Source organism: Vibrio sp. 2-Bac 85 (assembly GCF_037546705.1).
GTDB lineage: Bacteria > Pseudomonadota > Gammaproteobacteria > Enterobacterales > Psychromonadaceae > Psychromonas.
In genome coordinates this window covers 139597-157696 of sequence record NZ_JALAAB010000003.1, presented here as the reverse complement: position 1 = coordinate 157696, position 18100 = coordinate 139597, and the positions used below count along the sequence as shown (strand labels likewise).

General features: G+C 38.4%; 13 protein-coding genes. 4 read left to right on the top strand and 9 right to left on the bottom strand.

Going from position 1 to position 18100, the window contains the following annotated elements:
• Entirely contained in the window at positions 1-732 is a 732-nt protein-coding gene (rpsB, locus tag MT390_RS05075) for a 30S ribosomal protein S2 (RefSeq protein ID WP_028867456.1), read from the bottom strand.
• A gap of 398 nt (positions 733-1130) precedes the next feature.
• Here rpsB and map point away from each other — a divergent pair, with 398 nt between their 5' ends.
• On the top strand, positions 1131-1919 hold the full coding sequence (gene map / locus MT390_RS05070; RefSeq protein WP_166371078.1) for a type I methionyl aminopeptidase: 789 nt from the start codon (positions 1131-1133) through the stop codon (positions 1917-1919).
• Between the two features lie 178 nt (positions 1920-2097).
• A complete protein-coding gene (gene glnD, locus MT390_RS05065; RefSeq protein ID WP_499439941.1) occupies positions 2098-4713 on the top strand; it encodes a [protein-PII] uridylyltransferase in 2616 nt (871 codons plus the stop codon).
• A gap of 277 nt (positions 4714-4990) precedes the next feature.
• Here glnD and MT390_RS05060 read toward each other — a convergent pair whose 3' ends face one another.
• From MT390_RS05060 to MT390_RS05035, 6 genes are all read right to left on the bottom strand, one after another.
• On the bottom strand, positions 4991-6043 hold the full coding sequence (locus MT390_RS05060; protein WP_499439940.1) for an ABC transporter ATP-binding protein: 1053 nt from the start codon (positions 6041-6043) through the stop codon (positions 4991-4993).
• Complete coding sequence (locus MT390_RS05055) at positions 6043-7671, bottom strand: ABC transporter permease (RefSeq protein ID WP_499440073.1); 1629 nt, start codon at positions 7669-7671, stop codon at positions 6043-6045. The genes MT390_RS05060 and MT390_RS05055 overlap by 1 nt, the downstream gene beginning before the upstream one ends.
• Positions 7664-8683 carry a Fe(3+) ABC transporter substrate-binding protein gene (locus tag MT390_RS05050; protein ID WP_166371086.1) on the bottom strand — a complete coding sequence of 340 codons (1020 nt, stop codon included), beginning with the start codon at positions 8681-8683 and terminating at the stop codon, positions 7664-7666. Before MT390_RS05050 ends, MT390_RS05055 begins: the two co-directional genes overlap by 8 nt.
• 148 nt (positions 8684-8831) lie before the next feature.
• Entirely contained in the window at positions 8832-10391 is a 1560-nt protein-coding gene (locus tag MT390_RS05045) for a sigma-54-dependent transcriptional regulator (protein ID WP_499439938.1), read from the bottom strand.
• Positions 10392-10393: 2 nt separating this feature from the next.
• Positions 10394-11500 (bottom strand): sensor histidine kinase, encoded by a 1107-nt coding sequence (locus tag MT390_RS05040; RefSeq protein WP_499439936.1) that lies wholly within the window; start codon positions 11498-11500, stop codon positions 10394-10396.
• A gap of 286 nt (positions 11501-11786) precedes the next feature.
• Entirely contained in the window at positions 11787-13238 is a 1452-nt protein-coding gene (locus MT390_RS05035; protein ID WP_166371092.1) for a sigma-54 dependent transcriptional regulator, read from the bottom strand.
• 420 nt (positions 13239-13658) lie between these two features.
• Here MT390_RS05035 and fliS point away from each other — a divergent pair, with 420 nt between their 5' ends.
• Together fliS and MT390_RS05025 are read left to right on the top strand one after the other, a co-directional pair.
• The gene (gene fliS, locus MT390_RS05030; RefSeq protein ID WP_499439934.1) at positions 13659-14054 is read left to right on the top strand and encodes a flagellar export chaperone FliS; all 396 of its coding nucleotides are present in this window, start codon (positions 13659-13661) and stop codon (positions 14052-14054) included.
• Positions 14051-14350, top strand: a complete 300-nt coding sequence (locus tag MT390_RS05025) for a hypothetical protein (protein WP_499439932.1) — start codon at positions 14051-14053, stop codon at positions 14348-14350. The genes fliS and MT390_RS05025 overlap by 4 nt, the downstream gene beginning before the upstream one ends.
• Positions 14351-15294: 944 nt before the next feature.
• Here the strand turns inward: MT390_RS05025 and fliD are convergent.
• Both fliD and MT390_RS05015 read right to left on the bottom strand, forming a co-directional pair.
• Positions 15295-17376: a flagellar filament capping protein FliD gene (gene fliD / locus MT390_RS05020; protein ID WP_499439930.1), complete on the bottom strand. Its 2082-nt coding sequence runs from the start codon at positions 17374-17376 to the stop codon at positions 15295-15297.
• Positions 17377-17497: 121 nt separating this feature from the next.
• Positions 17498-17635 (bottom strand): hypothetical protein, encoded by a 138-nt coding sequence (locus MT390_RS05015; protein ID WP_499439928.1) that lies wholly within the window; start codon positions 17633-17635, stop codon positions 17498-17500.
• Positions 17636-18100: the final 465 nt, after the last annotated feature.

Genomic DNA, 18100 nt, shown 5'->3' with positions numbered 1-18100 from the left:
TTATTTCTCAGCTGATTCTTCTTCAACAAAACCTTCAGCTACTACTACTTCTGCAGTACGGCCTTCTTTAACAGCTGTAGCAGCTGCACTTAAGTAAAGCTTAACTGCACGGATAGCATCATCATTACCAGGAACGATGTAATCGATGTTATCTGGGCAAGAGTTAGTATCTACAACAGCGATAACAGGAATACCTAGGTTATTCGCTTCTTTAATTGCAATGTGCTCGTGATCTGCATCGATTACGAAGATTACATCTGGGATACCACCCATGTTTTTGATACCACCAAGTGTTTTTTCAAGCTTCTCTAATTCACGAGTACGCATAAGCGCTTCTTTCTTAGTTAACTTGTCAAAAGTACCGTCTTGGCTTTGAACTTCAAGATCTTTCAAACGTTTGATTGATTGACGAACTGTTTTCCAGTTAGTCAACATACCACCTAACCAACGGTGATCAACATAGAATTGGTCACAAGCAATAGCTGCTTCTTTAACCGCTTCTGATGCAGCACGTTTAGTACCAACAAAAAGGACTTTACCTTTTTTAGATGCTTTAGCTTCTAAGAAGTTAAGCGCTTGGTTAAACATTGGAACTGTTTTTTCAAGGTTGATGATATGAACTTTATTACGAGCACCAAAAATGAATGGTTTCATTTTTGGGTTCCAGTAACGAGTTTGGTGACCGAAGTGAACGCCTGCTTGTAGCATATCGCGCATTGATACTGTTGCCATTTGAATTTCCTTTTAGGGGGTTAGGCCTCCACACATCCCATACACTCGACCATTAATTTCTTATACAGAAAAAGGCACCCCGAGTGACGTGTCGATGCGTGTGTGTTATTTAAGTAATAATCCTTATTATTCAATACATTGAATGTTTTGAATGGATTATATTGATTATTTGAGAAAGCGATTAAAAAATTAATCTATCAATCTCGGTGCGCTTTATACCACAGTTAGCGAATTAGCTCAATAAATAGCGTGCTAAATAACATATTTTCTAATCCCTTATATAACATTCAAATCCTTGCCCATTGTAAGGCTTTCTGAAATAGATTTTATCTAGCACCATCGCCTAAAATTCTTTATAGTTGTCCTATAACAATTTATTCAAAGTATAGAGATATAATATGTCTGGACTCATTAAAACTGCTCAAGAAATAGAAAAAATGCGCATCGCAGGACAACAAGCTGCTGACGTATTAACCATGATTGAACCTCATGTTAAGAAAGGGGTAACTACTAACGAACTAAATCAGCTTTGCCATGATTTCATCGTTAATGAACAAGGAGGCATTCCCGCTCCGTTGAACTACCATGGTTTTCCTAAGTCTATCTGTACGTCATTAAACTATGTTGTATGCCACGGCATTCCTAACGATAAAGCACTGAAAGACGGCGATGTATTAAATATAGACATCACTGTTATTAAAGATGGTTACCACGGTGACACCTCTAAAATGTTCATGGTCGGAAAACCATCTATTCTGGCTGAACGTTTAGCACGTGTAACACAAGAATGTTTATACATTGGGATTAATATGGTTAAACCTGGTGCTCGTTTAGGTGATATCGGTGCTGCAATTCAAAAACATGCTGAAAACCACAACTACTCAATCGTTCGCGAATATTGTGGACACGGTATTGGTGCTGGTTTCCATGAAGAACCACAAGTATTGCATTACGGTAAAAAAGGCACTGGCGAAGTATTAAAAGCAGGCCAATGTTTTACCATTGAACCAATGCTGAATGCGGGCAAACGTGATTGTAAAGTATTAAAAGATGAATGGACTGTTGTGACTAAAGATAAAAAACTATCTGCACAATGGGAACATACTCTATTGGTAACTGAAACAGGTGTTGAAATTTTAACATTACGTCCAGAAGAAACCATTGAGCGAATCATTAACCCAGCGTAAGTAGCATTTAAAGAATGAACGTAAATAGCCAGCACGTTGTCAATAACGTACTGGCTATTATCAAGGCGCTAATATCGGGCCGTTAATATCGAAGCATCTCGTTGAGGCACAACGTTGATATATTACGTTAAGGCACTACGCTAAGGCATAACGTTAAGGCATAAAATCGAGGCATTAAATGGACTTTGAACAGTATTCCCCGCTACAAATTCAACAACAAGATCTCACTATTCCTTTCATCAAAAAACATCTAAAACAATTTTCTGACTGGCAACTTGAACAATTCAAAGCGAAAAAAAATATTAATAAAATTGTGTCGTTACGTGCACGTTATGTTGATGAACTTTTAAGTCGTTTATGGAACTTAGTCGGATTAGATGAAAGCTATGATTTAAGTCTTTTAGCTGTCGGTGGATATGGCCGTGGTGAACTACACCCCAAATCTGATATCGACCTGTTAATACTTTCAGACCATGGTTTTAGTAAACAATCAGAAGAAAAAATAGGGCAATTAATCACCCTACTCTGGGATCTAAAACTGGATGTGGGTAATAGTGTTCGTACCCTAAAGGATTGTTTAGAGCAGGGTAAAGCCGATATTACTGTTGCCACCAGCATGATTGAATCTCGCTTGATTAAAGGCAATGAAAGTACCTTTGAAAAACTACAAGAGCTGATTAGTAAAGATGACTTTTGGCCATCGGATGAATTTTTTACGGTTAAAAAAGAAGAACAGTTTGGACGCCATAAGAACTGCCGAGGTGATGGATATAACCTAGAGCCAGATATTAAAAATGGTTGTGGTGGTTTACGAGATATTCAGACTATTGCCTGGGTTTCGAAACGTCACTTTGATGCCCATAGTCTATTAGAGTTAACCACTTACGGTTATATCACACAGGGTGAATACCACGAAGTTAGTGATTGCCAGTCGCAGCTTTGGACCATACGCTTTGCATTACATACTGTCACAAATCGCCCAGATAACCGCTTACTATTTGATTTCCAAAGTGAAGTAGCAAAGCTATTAGGTTACACAGGTCAGCGCAATGAAGCCGTAGAACAGATGATGAAGATGTTCTATCAAACTATTCGCCGTGTAAAAGAGCTTAACGAAATGTTACTACAATATTTTGATGAAGCGATTTTAGGTAATGTAACGACCACCGAATTTCATGATATTGATGACAATTTTCGAATCCGTGGTAATAAAATCGAGCTAACCACCTCCGGTTACTTTCAGGATAACCCTGAAGCGATATTACAACTGTTTGTGCATATTGCCGATGACTCACGTATTAAAGGTATTTATTCAAGCACGCTACGCGAACTGCGTGAGGCAAGACGCTGCTTGACCCATTGGTTGCAAAATATTCCAGAATGTCGCGCTGTATTTATGCAAATTATTAGGCATCCTCGCGGCATGGGTATCCCTTTTACCTTAATGTATGAATATGGTGTGTTAGCCGCTTACATTCCTCAATGGAGCCGTATCGTCGGGCAAATGCAGTTCGATCTATTTCATGCTTACACGGTGGACGCACATACGCATAAGCTCGCTAAATTCATCTATAACTACCCAAGAAGCAAAGCCGAGCATCCACTAGCCCATGAAATATATAAAAAGTTAGAAAAACCTGAGCTGTTATTCTTAGCCACTATTTTCCATGATATTGCTAAAGGACAACAAGGTGATCACTCAACATTAGGTGCAGTGGATGCCTTAGCGTTTTGTGAATTACATGGACTTACTCGCCACGAAGGAAAAGTAGTTGCTTGGTTAGTAGAGCAACATTTAACCATGTCTGTCACCGCCCAGCGCCGTGATATCAGTGATCCTAATGTTATTATTACCTTTGCCAAAACCGTGCGTGATGAAAAATACCTTAACTTATTGTATTGCTTAACCGTGGCTGACATTTGTGCAACCAACGAGGAAACGTGGAATAGCTGGAAAGGCACTTTATTACGTGACCTCTATTACAAAACCTTGACCATGTTACGTCGTGGTTTAGAAAATCCACCGGATATTCGTGATCGTATTAGAGATCGCCAATTAAAAGCATTGGGTATTTTAGCTGAGTTAGGAATTAGCGAAGAAAAAGTGAAGCCATTATGGAAACGCTTTAGGCTCAATTACTTTTTCCGTTATACCTCGGCACAGATTTGCTGGCACACGCAGAACTTATTACATCACCAAGACCACACTAAACCTTTGGTTTTGATCAGTACTAATAACGCACGTGGAGGCAGTGAGATATTTGTTTATCATAAAGATATGCCATTGTTATTCTCTTCCGTTGTGACTGAAATAGATAATAAAAAACTAAGTGTTCACGATGCAAAAATTCTCTCTAGCCGAGATAATTATTCACTCAGTACCTTCACCGTATTAGAAGAAGATGGTGAACATATTGATGACGATAAAATTCAACGTTTGCGAGAAGCGATCACGGATACTTTATTAAAACCAGATGTGGTTAACTCCAACATCATTAGACTGGAGCGAGTTAAGCGCCCCTTTAAATTTGAGCCTAAAATAACGTTTCTACCGACACGTCGTAAACGCACTCAGATTGAAGTAGTAGCATTCGATGCGCCCGGTATTCTGGCTAATATAGGAACTGTATTTGTTGACCATGGTTTAATGCTTGATACAGCGAAAATATCGACCATAGGCGAACGTGCAGAAGATTTATTTATCGTCTCCACTGCTGATGGAGATTCACTGACAAAAGAGCAAGAAGAAAGCTTAAAGGCGAGTTTAATGTACGAGCTAAGCCCAAGTACTTAATCGCTTGCATTTACTTTCTCTTTTACTTTTACTTTTACTTTTACTGTCATAGCCATAGCATATTAGAAACAAGCGCACTTTAAACACGTACGCTTTAAAAACAAAAAAGCCAGCGATACATTGCATCGCTGGCTTTTCTTATTCTGCTCACTATTAAGCTATTAATTAATTTACTAGCGTAAACCTGTAACCCAGTAATCTATAAGCTAGTAATTCACTAAGCTATCATCTAGTACATCAAAAATTAAAGTCAGACGATACTCAGAGTCAGTGCCGGCTAGCAATTCTCAAAGGTAACAAATTCATGGTTCAATATTGTCAAAGAAACTCTATCACCAACATTAAACGCTAAACATTCGCTACTACTATTACTGTATCTCACGGTGAACTCTTGCCCAGCGAATAGCACACTGATTTGTTGTAATGCACCTTGAAAATCAACCTGTTTGACCGTAGCTTCACCTTTTAGGTCAGGGGTTATCTCAATATGTTCAGGGCGTAATAATAAACGTAGCTGCTTACCAATCGTTTGTTCAATCACGCTATTACTGCCTAATAAACCAAAACAACTTTGGTAACTGTATTTGTCCACCACTTGCACATCAATATAGTTAGCTTGTCCCATAAAATTAGCGACATAGGGAGAGTTAGGTTTACGATACAATTTTTGAGCCGTATCTATTTGTACAATTTTTCCCGCTTGCATCAATGCAATACGGTCAGCAAAAGCAAAGCCTTCTTCTTTAGAGTGAGTCACAAATAAAGCACTCATTTGACGCTGTTTGAATAATTGACGGATCTCATGGATCAATTGAAAACGCACATGCTGGTCTAAATTAGAAAAAGGTTCATCTAACAACATTAGATCTGGCTGATAAGCTAAAGCACGGGCAATAGCAATACGCTGTTGTTGTCCGCCAGATAATTGATGCGGGAAACGCGCACTAAGGTCGCTTAATTGCACTAGCGCCAGGACTTCCTGCACACGCTGTTGTTTTTCTTGCTTAGTCATTTTGGTAAGTGAAAAAGCGACATTATCAAAAACATTTAAATGCGGGAAAAGTGCATAATCTTGAAAAATAAGGCCAATTTTTCTCAGTTCAGGGGGGACATAAGTTTGTGGATCATTTAATATTTTTTGACGAATACTAATTTGTCCGGTTAATTCTGTTTGTAAACCGGCAACCGCTCTTAGTAAGGTTGTTTTACCACAGCCACTTTCACCTAATAAGCACACAATTTCATTATCATGTAAGTTCAGATCCAAGTTTTCTAAGACCGCTGTTTTTTGATAAGAACAGCTTAAATTTTGGATATTTAACGCACTCATTAAGTTTTTTTCTCCAACAAACGATTTACCACAATAAAAGGAACTAAGCCTAAGCCAATAATCATTAGCGCAGGCAATGCTGCTAGCTCTATCATCTCATCGGATACAAATTGATAAACGTAAGTGGCTAATGTTTCAAAATTAAAAGGTCGCAATAATAGCGCCGCAGGCAATTCTTTCATAGATTCAATAAAAACTAAAATAAAAGCCGTAAGCATGCCTTTTCTAATTAACGGAATATTAACCCGCCAAAGTGTTTTAACAGGGCCATTACCTAGGGTTCTAGAAGCAAGATCTAACGACGGTGAAACCTGTACTAAACTACTATCGATACTGCCCACCGCAATAGCACTAAAACGTACTAAATAACCTAATACTAAAATAACCAGTGACCCAGATAACAGCAACCCAACAGGTTTAAGCTCCCAAGCTAGCAACACATCATTTAACCATAAATCGATATTAGTAAGCGGGATCAACACACCAATCGCAACCACAGTCCCCGGTACCGCATAACCAAGTGAAGACAGGCGAATGCTAGATTTTGCACCTAAGCCAGGGCTTAAACGTTGATAAAAGTTAACCAGCAGCGCCACTAATATAGCCAGTATTGCAACTAAAAAAGCTAACCACAGACTATTTAGGGTGTAGTGCATTAAGTCATTGTTTAACGAAGCATTAAAATAGTTAACCGCATAATATAAAAGCGTCGCAATCGGTATAAATAAAGAGAAAGCTAATAACGACCAAGTGAATGCTAATACGCCCCACTTTTGCCACCCCGTTAATACAAAACGTAACTCGGTATTGCCGCTGCCATTACGCTGATAAACTTGTTGTTTACGACGACTATAACTTTCTAAGGAGATTAGAATCACAATCGCTAACAGCATTAAAGACGATATTTTGGCGGCGGTAGTCAAACTGCCTAATTCTAACCAAGTATCGTAGATGGCGGTGGTTAGCGTATGCACAGCAAAATAGTTAACCGTGGCAAAATCACCTAATGTTTCCATGGCAATTAATGAGACGCCCACTGCCATCGCAGAACGAGATAAAGGAATGCTGACTCGCCAAAAGGCACGTAAAGGAGATACACCTAGGGTTCTTGCCGCTTGAAATAATCCCGCAGATTGCGTTAAAAAAGCGCCACGTAATAACAGATATAAATAAGGAAAAAGCGATAACGCTAAAATAACAGAAGCACCAAATAAGGTGCGCACTTCAGGGAAATAATAATCGCTCGGTTGCCAATCAAACAAAGCCCGTATCGTTAACTGTACAGGGCCAGCAAAGTCTAATAAATCGGTATAAACAATCGCGATAATATAGGGAGGCATAGCGAGGGGTAACATCAGCATCCACTGTAACTTCTCACGAGTAGGAAACTCACAACAGGCCACAAACCAAGCACAGGGCAAAGCAAACAGAATACTTAATAGAACAACATACACAATAACTAACAGTGAGTTACTAATATAAGTTGATAAAACCGTATCAATTAGATGTTGAAAACTACCACTTTCGTCGACAGAGAAAGCGCTGAAAAATATAGCAAGAACAGGGGATAACAAAATACAAGTTACTACCCAAGGCAGTAACTTGTACAGGTTGAACGACTTAGAGATCAAATTTCACTTCATCCAGTAACTTAATGGCGGCTTGATGTTGCGCAGCAATATCAGATAGTTTGATATCGTCTGCTTTAAACTTGCCCCATGATGCAACCAATTTAGAAGGTTGTACATCTTCTTTTACAGGATATTCGTAATTGATTTCAGCATACATCTTCTGTGCAACATCACCCGATAGGAATTCCATCAATTTGATAGCATTGTTTTTATTCGGTGCGTACTTAGTCAGTGCAATACCACTTACGTTAACATGTGTGCCCGTCGTAGCTTGATTAGGGAAATTGATATGAACCGATTCAGCCCAAGCAACTTGTTTTGGATCGTTTAACATTTTACCCAAGTAGTAACTGTTAGTTAAAGCGTAATCACATAAACCTTCTTTAACGGCTTTAACTTGTGCACGGTCATTACCTTGTGGTTTACGTGCTAAGTTTGCTTTTAAACCTTCTAACCAAGTTTTTGCTTTTGCTTCACCTTCGTGAGCAATAATAGACGCTAACAAAGAAACATTGTAAGGGTGTTTACCAGAGCGCATACATACTTTGCCTTTAAAAGCAGGTGTCGCTAAATCTTGGTAAGTAATAGTAGGAGCAGGACCCACGCGTTCTACAGAAGAATAAATATTACGTGCACGGCTAGTTAATGCGTACCACTGTTTTTCAGCGCCATGAAATTGACTCGGAATGTTTTTATTTAGAATGTCGCTATCAACTGGCTGTGCTAAACCTTCTTCCGTAAACATAGTTAGGCGGCTAAAATCAGACGTTAACATAAGATCAGCTGTAGATAATTTACCTTCACGCTTAATACGCTCAATCAGGCCTTTTTTAGCAAATAGAATATTCACTTTAACGCCTGTTTCAGCGGTGAATTCTTTCATCATCGGTTCAATTAAAAACGGTTGGCGATACGAATATACGTTTACTTCTTCAGCAGCAAAAGACATTGAACTCGCAAGTGCCGATGTACCTGCTAACAAAACTGTTAAACTTTTTTTAATAGACATATTGTTTCCCATAAATAAGCGTGATGATCAATAGAACGGCATTCTAATGATAACAATTCTTATTTACAAGTGTAATAGCCCAATTAATGCATAAAAAGTGTCATATTCTGTCAAAGATCGTTGTATGTGATCTAAGGTTATTATTTTTTTACGCAGGTAAAGCAATGCCTTGCTCTTTCATCCGCGCAATTTTATAACGCAATGTGCGAGGACTAATACCCAGTAACTCTGCCACATCTTTACGCTTACCACGACAGGTCTGTAATGCTTCTAATATAATCTTTTGCTCTTGCTGTTTGAGACCTTGCCCTAAAGCTTCTGGCTCTTCAGTTTCAGTCCTTACTGCACTACCACTTATTGCTGCGTTCTCAGAGTCGATAGAGAGGTTTTTAATAAGGTCACCATCAAAGTTGCTATTATTATTGTTGGTACTATTACTATGCACTAGCCCCTCTGAGAGAGAATCAACGGGACCTGTCGAAACAGCATCCATAGCTGCTGATTGAGCTTGCGCTGTGGTCGTTGAAATAGTTGGTTGTTGCATATGTTCAAATTGTTGATCTTCTAAAATCAACGCATCACAGTCAATCACATCATCATTACCTAAAATCAAGGCTCGTTGCATTACATTATCTAATTCACGCACATTGCCTGGCCATGAATAAGCAAATAAACATTGCTTAGCTGCTTCCGATAATGAAGGGATCGCAGAAGACTGCTCCTTTGCGTGACGTGATAATAAGTGTTCAGCAAGTGGAATAATATCGCCTTTACGTTGCTTTAGCGGTAACCACTGTAGTGGAAAAACATTCAAGCGATAATACAAATCTTCACGGAAAGTCCCCGCTTCTACCGCTTTTTTGATGTCACGATTACTGGTCGCTAATACACGAATATTTAATTTAATCGTTTTACGTGAGCCTAAACGCTCCACTTCTCTTTCTTGTAAAACACGCAGTAGCTTAACTTGTAACTCTAAGGGCATTTCACTAATTTCATCTAATAAAATCGTGCCGTTTTGCGCTTGTTCAAATTTACCAGGGCAAGCTTGAACGGCGCCAGTAAAGGCCCCTTTCTCATAACCAAATAAAGTAGATTCAAGCATCGTATCGGGAATAGCCGCACAGTTAATCGCCACAAAAGCTTCATCTTTACGCGATGATTTATCGTGTAAATAACGTGATAACACTTCTTTACCTGAACCACTTGGGCCAGTGATCATCACCGATGCATCGGAAGCCGCTACTTTTTCAGCCATCTTAAATAAAGCCGCAGTATTAGGGTCGCCAAATATAGGCGTACACGAAGGCACTTTATGCACAGGTGCATAGCGACTAACTTGATTTAATAACACCTCAGGTGAAAAGGGTTTTGCTAAATAATCAATGGCACCATCGCGAATAGCTTTGACCGCATCATCAATCGTCGCGTAGGCTGTCATCAATAAAACCGGTATTTCAGGGTGAAGGCTTTTAATATTTTGCAATAAAGTTAAACCACTCATGCCGCCCATTTGAATATCACTGATCACCAAGTCGTAACGTGATTTACCAAGTGCCGCTTTATTAAGTTCAACCAACGCCGCTTCGCCACTGTCGACTTCTTGACAGTCATAACCTGCTAATAACAAGGTATCAATTAACGCTTCACGTAATCCAGCGTCATCTTCTACCACTAATAATCGACCTTGTGATTGATTATGCGACATAATTAAGCTCCTATTACCTTGCTCAGTGCATTACTTTCTTCTCTAAACTCAGCAATACGGTGTAAGGGCAACACTAAAGTAAAACAGCTCCCCTTGCCGACTTCCGACTTTACTTCCACCGTGCCACTATGCGCCTGAGCAACACTTTGCACCACCGCAAGGCCAAGACCTGTGCCTTGAGATTTAGTAGTATAAAAAGCTTCCATCACTTGTGCTAAACGTTGTTTTTCAATACCAGGCCCATTGTCCATCACAGAGATTTCTAAATGCGAAGCGCCTCGTTGCACAGCACTAATATATAATTGAGCCCCTTCACCGGTAGCTTCAATTGCATTTGAGATAAGGTTGGTCATGGCACTGGTTAATGCATTTTTATTAGCCAGAATAAATAGATCAGGATTAGGTAAACGACACTGCAAATGGCCATTAACACTTAATAACATGGCATCACTGGCTTCTTGTACTTCTTCTAATAATGTTGCAACGGAGACTTCCTCTACAATTTTCTGCTCACCACTACGGGCAAATAACAGCATATCGTTCACTTGTGTTTCTAAATCTTGCAGGCGGTTCATTAACTTGCCTTGAAAGCGAGCACGAGAGCTTTCATTTAAAGTTTTGTTGGCAAGGTTAGCGCCATATAACATAGCCGCCGATAATGGAGTGCGGATTTGATGCGCTAATGAAGCCACCATTTTACCTAAAGAGGATAAACGCTTTAATGTTGCAACATGCTCTTGTAGTTGACGAGTATGGGTAAGATCCGTAAGTAGAATAAGCTGCCCAGGCTGGCCTTGCAAAGAGGAGATAGATAACTGAATACGGCGACCATTCTTCAATGATATTTCATGGCCATCGTCATTTTTAGGGCTAAAGGAGCGTTTAATCACATCACCCCAAAGCATATTATCTAAGGGTTCACCTAACAACTGCACCGCAACACGGTTTGCTTGTTCCACAATCCCATTACCATTAATCACAATCAACCCAGACGGCAACTCTTTATACAATTGATCCATGTAGTTCGCTTGAGCACGTAACTGCTGTAGCTCACCGACATAACGTTCAGTTTGTAATGGCGTATTATTTGTTGATTGTGAAGTTGTCATAGCAACACCTAAAAATTAAGATAGATATCACTACTAAGCAGTTATTATGCCAACCGAATAAACCGATTACTTTACAGTAAGATAAAAGCAAATAGCCATAAAAATGACAGTGCTAAAAATGAAAAAACCGCACAATTAAAAGCGCGGTTTCTGATATAAAAGTATCGCTAAATACTCAGCTTATTTTTTGATGTCACTTTGTGATATTACTTTTGATGTCACTTTTTGAAGATGACTTTAATGCTTAGTTTGGCTAATCAGTTTGATGATTAGCTTAATAGATAGCTTAGCCTTCTTTATTCAACCCATATTTTTTCATTTTTTCTACCAAGGTGGTTCGACGCATCGATAATAACTCAGCAGCATGTGACACCACACCATCTTGAGAGTCAATCGCTTGACGAATCATCTCAATTTCAAACTCGACTAACTTATTCTTTAAATTCATGCCTTCCGCAGGCAAATGCCCTAAAAAACCAAGTGATTCATCGTGCATTTCACTTTCGTCGGATAAAATAGGCGCATCACCAAACATACCCGATAACGCATCACGTTCCATCAATGCTTCTTCTTCTGGGTTATAGTGAATATGTTCAACCGCCTCACCCTGCTCATCTAAGTAACGATATTTAACCGGTAACTCAGTCACATCCACTATTTTATTACTGTGTAGAATCAATAAACGCTCTAATAAATTGGACAGCTCACGCACATTTCCAGGCCAAGCATGTTTCATTAATGAATCTAATGCACGTTGCGTAAAACGTAGCGTCGCTTTATGTTCTTTTTCTAATCGAGATAACAACTCCTGTAGCAACAAAGGAATATCTTCTTGGCGATCACGTAATGCAGGCTTCTCAATAGGAAATACATTTAAACGATAAAACAGATCTTCTCGAAAAGAACCTGCAATAATCATCTCTTCTAAGTTTCTATGGGTTGCCGCTACAATGCGCACATCCGCCTGCAAAGATTTATTGCCACCGACTCTTTCAAAGGTTCTTTCCTGTAGCACACGTAATAATTTCACTTGCATCGGCATGGGCATGTCGCCAATTTCATCTAGAAATAGCGTACCGCCTTCAGCTAACTCAAAGCGACCTTTACGAGCAGAAAAAGCGCCAGTAAACGCGCCTTTTTCATGCCCAAATAATTCACTCTCTAATAGTTCAGCGGGAATAGCACCACAGTTAACGGGTACAAAAGGCCCTTTATTTCGACCAGACACTTCATGGATAGCACGCGCAACCACCTCTTTACCCGTTCCTGATTCGCCTAGAACCAACACATTGGCATTACTTTCAGCTACTTGCTCTACTAAATAACGAATTTCTTGAATACGTAACCCTTTGCCCACTAAAGAGGTAATTAAATATTTATTGGCTTTACTTAATTTATGATTTGGATTCGAATAGGTTTGGCAATAATGTAATAACTGCGTCAACTCTGAATAGACGATAGGTAAATGAAGCACACCGATGTGATTACTGTCCACACTCGCCACTTGCCCAGAGATACTAATAAAAGGAGTCTTAGCAAAGCTATTTAGTAGTGCATCCAATTGCTGATGTTGATTGCCATAAATAACGCACAAAGGCGCTTGTTGCTCTACCTGTTGCGCTAATTGTTCAACAGCAACCGTTTGATAAGCTTCACCAACAAAATGTAAAACAGTTTGTAATATCTCTACTTGTTGAGCGGTTGTATCGACTAAATAAATCGGCGGGCGTTGTGGCATAATCAGTACTCATATCAAAGAAACCAAGATGTGAAGGTTATGATAGAACAATTTTTAATATTTGCATTGAAAAATCGTCAAAAAGATGACGATGCCTGTAAAATGACACAATAAACCTTTAGAGGTAGTATAAATAACAACATTTATGCGACTGTCATTAGTAAAATAATTGAAAATCATTAAAAAAATAAAAATGGTATATATTTTGCTTTATTAAAAGCAGTGTTTAACTTTTGGCACTATCATGATTGCAACCATTACATAGCTTCAATTAGCGGCTAAAATGTAACTTGGTAAATAGATAAAAGGTGAATAGGTAAATAAATGGCTATTTCGTTAAATAGCACTCACTTAATGATCCGAATAAACTAATAATCGAACCAATGTAGAATTAAAAAACAAGTTAGCTAAGGGAATTTTATGACTCGCTCATCGATCAGACAATATCAAAATACCGGCTTATCCCAAGTCGAGAATGCAGACCCTCATACACTTATATCCTTAATAATGCAGCATATATTAGGTAATCTGGCAGCGGCAAAAGGTGCAATTTCTCGAAAGGATATTGTAATAAAAAATAAAACCTTAGGTAAAGTAATCGGATTAATTGGTGAACTGCAAGATAGTTTAGATATGGAAAAAGGCGGAGAAATTTCAACCAACTTATTTAATCTATATGCCTACATGCTAACGCTAGTAACACGCGCAAATATCAAGAATGATCCGGAATTATTAACAGAAGTTAGTATGTTACTAAGTGAAATCAAAGCAGGTTGGGACGGTATTCCTGACGATATTCGTCAGCAGTACAGATGATGAATATAGAACAAGAGATAGACCAACTATTTGCGTTAATAGAAACAATGGATCAATGCATTGCCGATCAGCAATACATTGAGTTCTCTGAACAACAAGCCTTTTTTTCCAAAAAAATGCAACAAGTCCTAACTCGCGCCAGTGAAGATGAATTACTTTCAGTACTAACACAGCTTAAAAGTATCAAAAAAACAGTTGCCCAAACACAAGCAAAATCAGCAATATTACAAACTGAATTAAAAGAAAAATCATTAGCACTAAAACGAGGAAGAAAAGGCGTTAAAGCTTATAAATAGCCTTTTTAAATATCCAAAACCCATTAACCACGAAGCCCTTAGGCTGCACAGAGAACACGAAGAAAACCTTAAAAATATTAAGACTTTATAAAGTTAAAAAGTTAAATATTAAAAATTGGTTTTATGTTTTTGACCTTACTTCTTTACCCTTCGTGCCTTCGTGGTTAATCCGCTTTTGACCTTAAAACCACAAAACCCATTAACCACGAAGCCGCTGCGCTGCACAGAGGGCACGAAGAAAACCTTAAAAATATTAAGACTTTATAAAGTTAAATATTAAAAATTGGTTTTATGTTTTTGACCTTACTTCTTTACCCTTCGTGCCTTCGTGGTTAATTGCTTTTGACTTTAATCTTGATATTTACCACCCATAATTTCGTAGTTAATCGCTTTGATTCCCAAGGAAGGCCACAGAGTCGCTATCGCCACACAAAGAAGACGAAGAAAACCATTAAAAAATTTAAAAATGTTTTGGGTGTCGGTGTTTGACCTTACTTCTTCACCCTTCGTGCCTTCGTGGTTAATTGCTTTTGATTTTGATATTGACCTTTACAGCCCTCAACTTCGTGGTTAATTAGCCTTTGATTTTAGTTTTGACCTTGATCTTTACCACCCACAATTTCGTGGTTAATCGATTTGATTCCCAAGGAAGTCCACAGAGTCGCTATCGCCACACAAAGAATACGAAGAAAACCATTAAATAATTTAAAAAATCTTTTGGGGTTTGACCTTACTTCTTCACCCTTCGTGCCTTCGTGGTTAAATTGCTTTTGACTTTGATATTGATTTTGAACTTTACAGCCCTCAATTTCGTAGTTAATTAGCTTTTAACTTTAGACTTTGGCTTTTAACCGTAAGGCTAGTGGTGAAATACTATTGATGCTTTGGAATGTAACTTTGAGGAGGAAAGCAGCTATATATTGAGTAATACATAGCTGCTAATACTAATCGTTGGTATAACCTGGTAACGCATCTAAGGTTGCTTCTAAATAACTCATGGTATTATTTAAACTCGATACCGCAATATCCATGGCATTAAAATCTGCATATAAACGAGTTTCATAACTATCCATGCGTAATGTTAGCGCCTCTTGCTGCTCACCTAATGTTTCTATTCTTTTATAAAATGAATCGATTTTACTATCAATAGTGCCAGAACTTGAATCTACATCAACACTAGACTCCGACACACTTAAATCAATAATACTATCTAAAACATTATTCATCGTCTGCGCAATGCCTTCGCTATAGGTCACCGAGCCACGACTGCCTAATAAGCTACCTTCAATAAGCAGTTTTATGCCCTCTGCATCACCAGCGGAAGATAATAAATATTGACCGCTACCGGTCGCACTTTCGCCACCAATCGTGCCTTTAACATTTACTCCATCTACACTACTCGCACCTGTAAATCCTAGGTTAGATATAAAATCTGCGTCGCTATTAGTAAATGACACATTGGAGAAAGCACCGTACTTAGTCGAGTTGATTGACAACTTACCGTCTTCATTAGTGATATTGACAGCAACACCATTACTCACAAAATTGGGATCTGAATTTATTTTAGACTGTAAGTCGATAATCATTTCATCAATGCTGACATAAGAGCCTATCTGCAAATCGATTGAACTTGATTCATAACCATCCACTTTGATTTGAAAACTATTATTACTGTCATCAAACAACAAACCAGGCTCTGCTAGGCCAGCCAAAGTACCTTGGGTGGCAACTTGAGTCACCTCAACATCATAGGTCCCCGGAGTAGTGGCACTGGTATGGCTGTCATATAAAATATTAGCGTCGCTAGCGGCTCCCGTCGCCGTAAAAAAATCAGCCACGCCAGCTAAATCATTTTTAAGTGCTTCAGCAAACTTATCTTCATCTAACTCTAAGGTACCGTCCCGTTGCGTTAACATACCCAGGTCAGCGAAACTATGAATAGAGCCTTCAATATGATCCATCGGTGTATTCAAAACACTACGCATCATATTTTGAATATTTCTGACCGTCGAGTCACCATTCAAAATACCATTACTAGAAGAATCTGCACTGTTATAAGCCGTTAACTCCGTCATTTTAGCAACGGTACTGTTATAACTTTCAAAAAAAGCATTAATCTTTTCTTTAACTTCAGTGGTATCACTTTCTATTGTTAACGTAACAGTTTTACCAATTTCGGCAGTTTTTAAGTTTAAGGTTACCCCTTGAATAACACTGCTAACTTCATTACTTGCACTACTGATGGAGATATTATTCATCATTATCTCTGCATCCTGTGCCACTACCGTCTGCGTCATATTTTGATTATCAGCACCATAGGTAAAACGATCGAGCCCTGTGCCTGCATCAAGAGGGTCACCATTAAGGTCTGTTGCGGTTATTTCAACAGCGCTTTGTTCACCGGTCTCTTTACTGGTTAAGATTAAACGGTAGTTACTACCATCATTGATAATCGATGCTGATACGCTGTAATTATTCTCATCGTCATTAATTTGATCTCTAAGACCTTCCAACGAGTTATTACTTTGCCCTGTAGCGGGGTCAATTTCATTACTAATAGTGATGCTTTCAAAGGCTTTATCTGGATTAGCGGTAAAAGTCGTACCGTCTTCGCTATAGGTACCAAATGATAGTTTAAGGATCCCCTCGCCCACTTCATCGTTAACAGCAGTAAATTCATTACTTTCAGCAGAGACTAAGGTTTGTGCCTGTGCACGCTGATTAACTTCAAACTCCCATTGACCTGTTTCAGCACCAAACCCTAATGTTGCATCTAAAATATCACTGTCGCTGCTGGTTGAAGTCGTGGCTGAAAAACTAGAGGTATAAGCCAGCTCTTTATAAGAGGATTTAAAGGAAGTTAATTCGCTATTAAGCAAACCATAGGCAGAAATTTTAGCCGTTGCTTCTGCAGTACCTTTTGTGATCGTCGCTAAAGCAGGATCTTTTTCTGCATCAACAATAGCAGTAACGATACTGTTAATATCTAGCCCTGAGCCTAAACCTGTTGATGTAATGGAAGACATACCTACTCCTTGATGACAATTAACTTAACGTACTGTTTCACTTATTTGTTAACACTGATTTCAGTGCAGCTCTTATTGGTAGAAATATTGAAAACATATGAAGAATAAGAAACAATAATGACTAACAACCAATAATTAAAAGCAATAATCGAGCCATATAACTTTGTGGCAACTGATACTCTCGAGCTTTATCAGCACTTTTATCAATAATTTTATCGATAGCTTTGACTGATACAACTTTACCAATAAGTATTTTCACATAACGCTTTGAATAACATAAGGGTGAACAATATCAATTGTAAATATTATTTACCTTTTTGTTATTTACCTTTTTGTTATTTATTTTCACTGTCTTTCTATTATTAACAAATGCAATTAGCGAATAGCTCCTAAATTCTGCCGACCTATTAAATTTAACAAAAGAAATTGATTAACCTTACTGCGCTTACCACATTAAAAACAATAAGGTTATTGTTAAGCCTAAGCGACTTATTATCAATAGTGTCAACATATTTAATAAACTTACCGCTGCTGTGATAGTTAAGCCTGCTGTTAAAGCCATGGTCAAAACTTTTGTTGGAATCCAAGCTAAAATATTAACTAAAATAGTAGCCAAAACACTTGTTAAAATCCAAGCTAAAATAGCAATTTAAATAGTAGCCAAAATAGTAAACAGGGTAATCCTTTATTTTTTAATTAATCAAACGCTCATTGATACAGTGTA

What these genes read in the sequence shown, in the direction of transcription:
- MT390_RS05025 (WP_499439932.1), top strand. Translation starts at nt 14,051, where the DNA reads ATGATGAATATAGAACAAGAGATAGACCAACTATTTGCGTTAATAGAA.
- MT390_RS05045 (WP_499439938.1), bottom strand. Translation starts at nt 10,391, where the DNA reads ATGTCGCATAATCAATCACAAGGTCGATTATTAGTGGTAGAAGATGAC.
- MT390_RS05040 (WP_499439936.1), bottom strand. Translation starts at nt 11,500, where the DNA reads ATGACAACTTCACAATCAACAAATAATACGCCATTACAAACTGAACGT.
- rpsB (WP_028867456.1), bottom strand. Translation starts at nt 732, where the DNA reads ATGGCAACAGTATCAATGCGCGATATGCTACAAGCAGGCGTTCACTTC.
- MT390_RS05035 (WP_166371092.1), bottom strand. Translation starts at nt 13,238, where the DNA reads ATGCCACAACGCCCGCCGATTTATTTAGTCGATACAACCGCTCAACAA.
- MT390_RS05050 (WP_166371086.1), bottom strand. Translation starts at nt 8,683, where the DNA reads ATGTCTATTAAAAAAAGTTTAACAGTTTTGTTAGCAGGTACATCGGCA.
- fliS (WP_499439934.1), top strand. Translation starts at nt 13,659, where the DNA reads ATGACTCGCTCATCGATCAGACAATATCAAAATACCGGCTTATCCCAA.
- glnD (WP_499439941.1), top strand. Translation starts at nt 2,098, where the DNA reads ATGGACTTTGAACAGTATTCCCCGCTACAAATTCAACAACAAGATCTC.
- fliD (WP_499439930.1), bottom strand. Translation starts at nt 17,376, where the DNA reads ATGTCTTCCATTACATCAACAGGTTTAGGCTCAGGGCTAGATATTAAC.
- map (WP_166371078.1), top strand. Translation starts at nt 1,131, where the DNA reads ATGTCTGGACTCATTAAAACTGCTCAAGAAATAGAAAAAATGCGCATC.
- MT390_RS05060 (WP_499439940.1), bottom strand. Translation starts at nt 6,043, where the DNA reads ATGAGTGCGTTAAATATCCAAAATTTAAGCTGTTCTTATCAAAAAACA.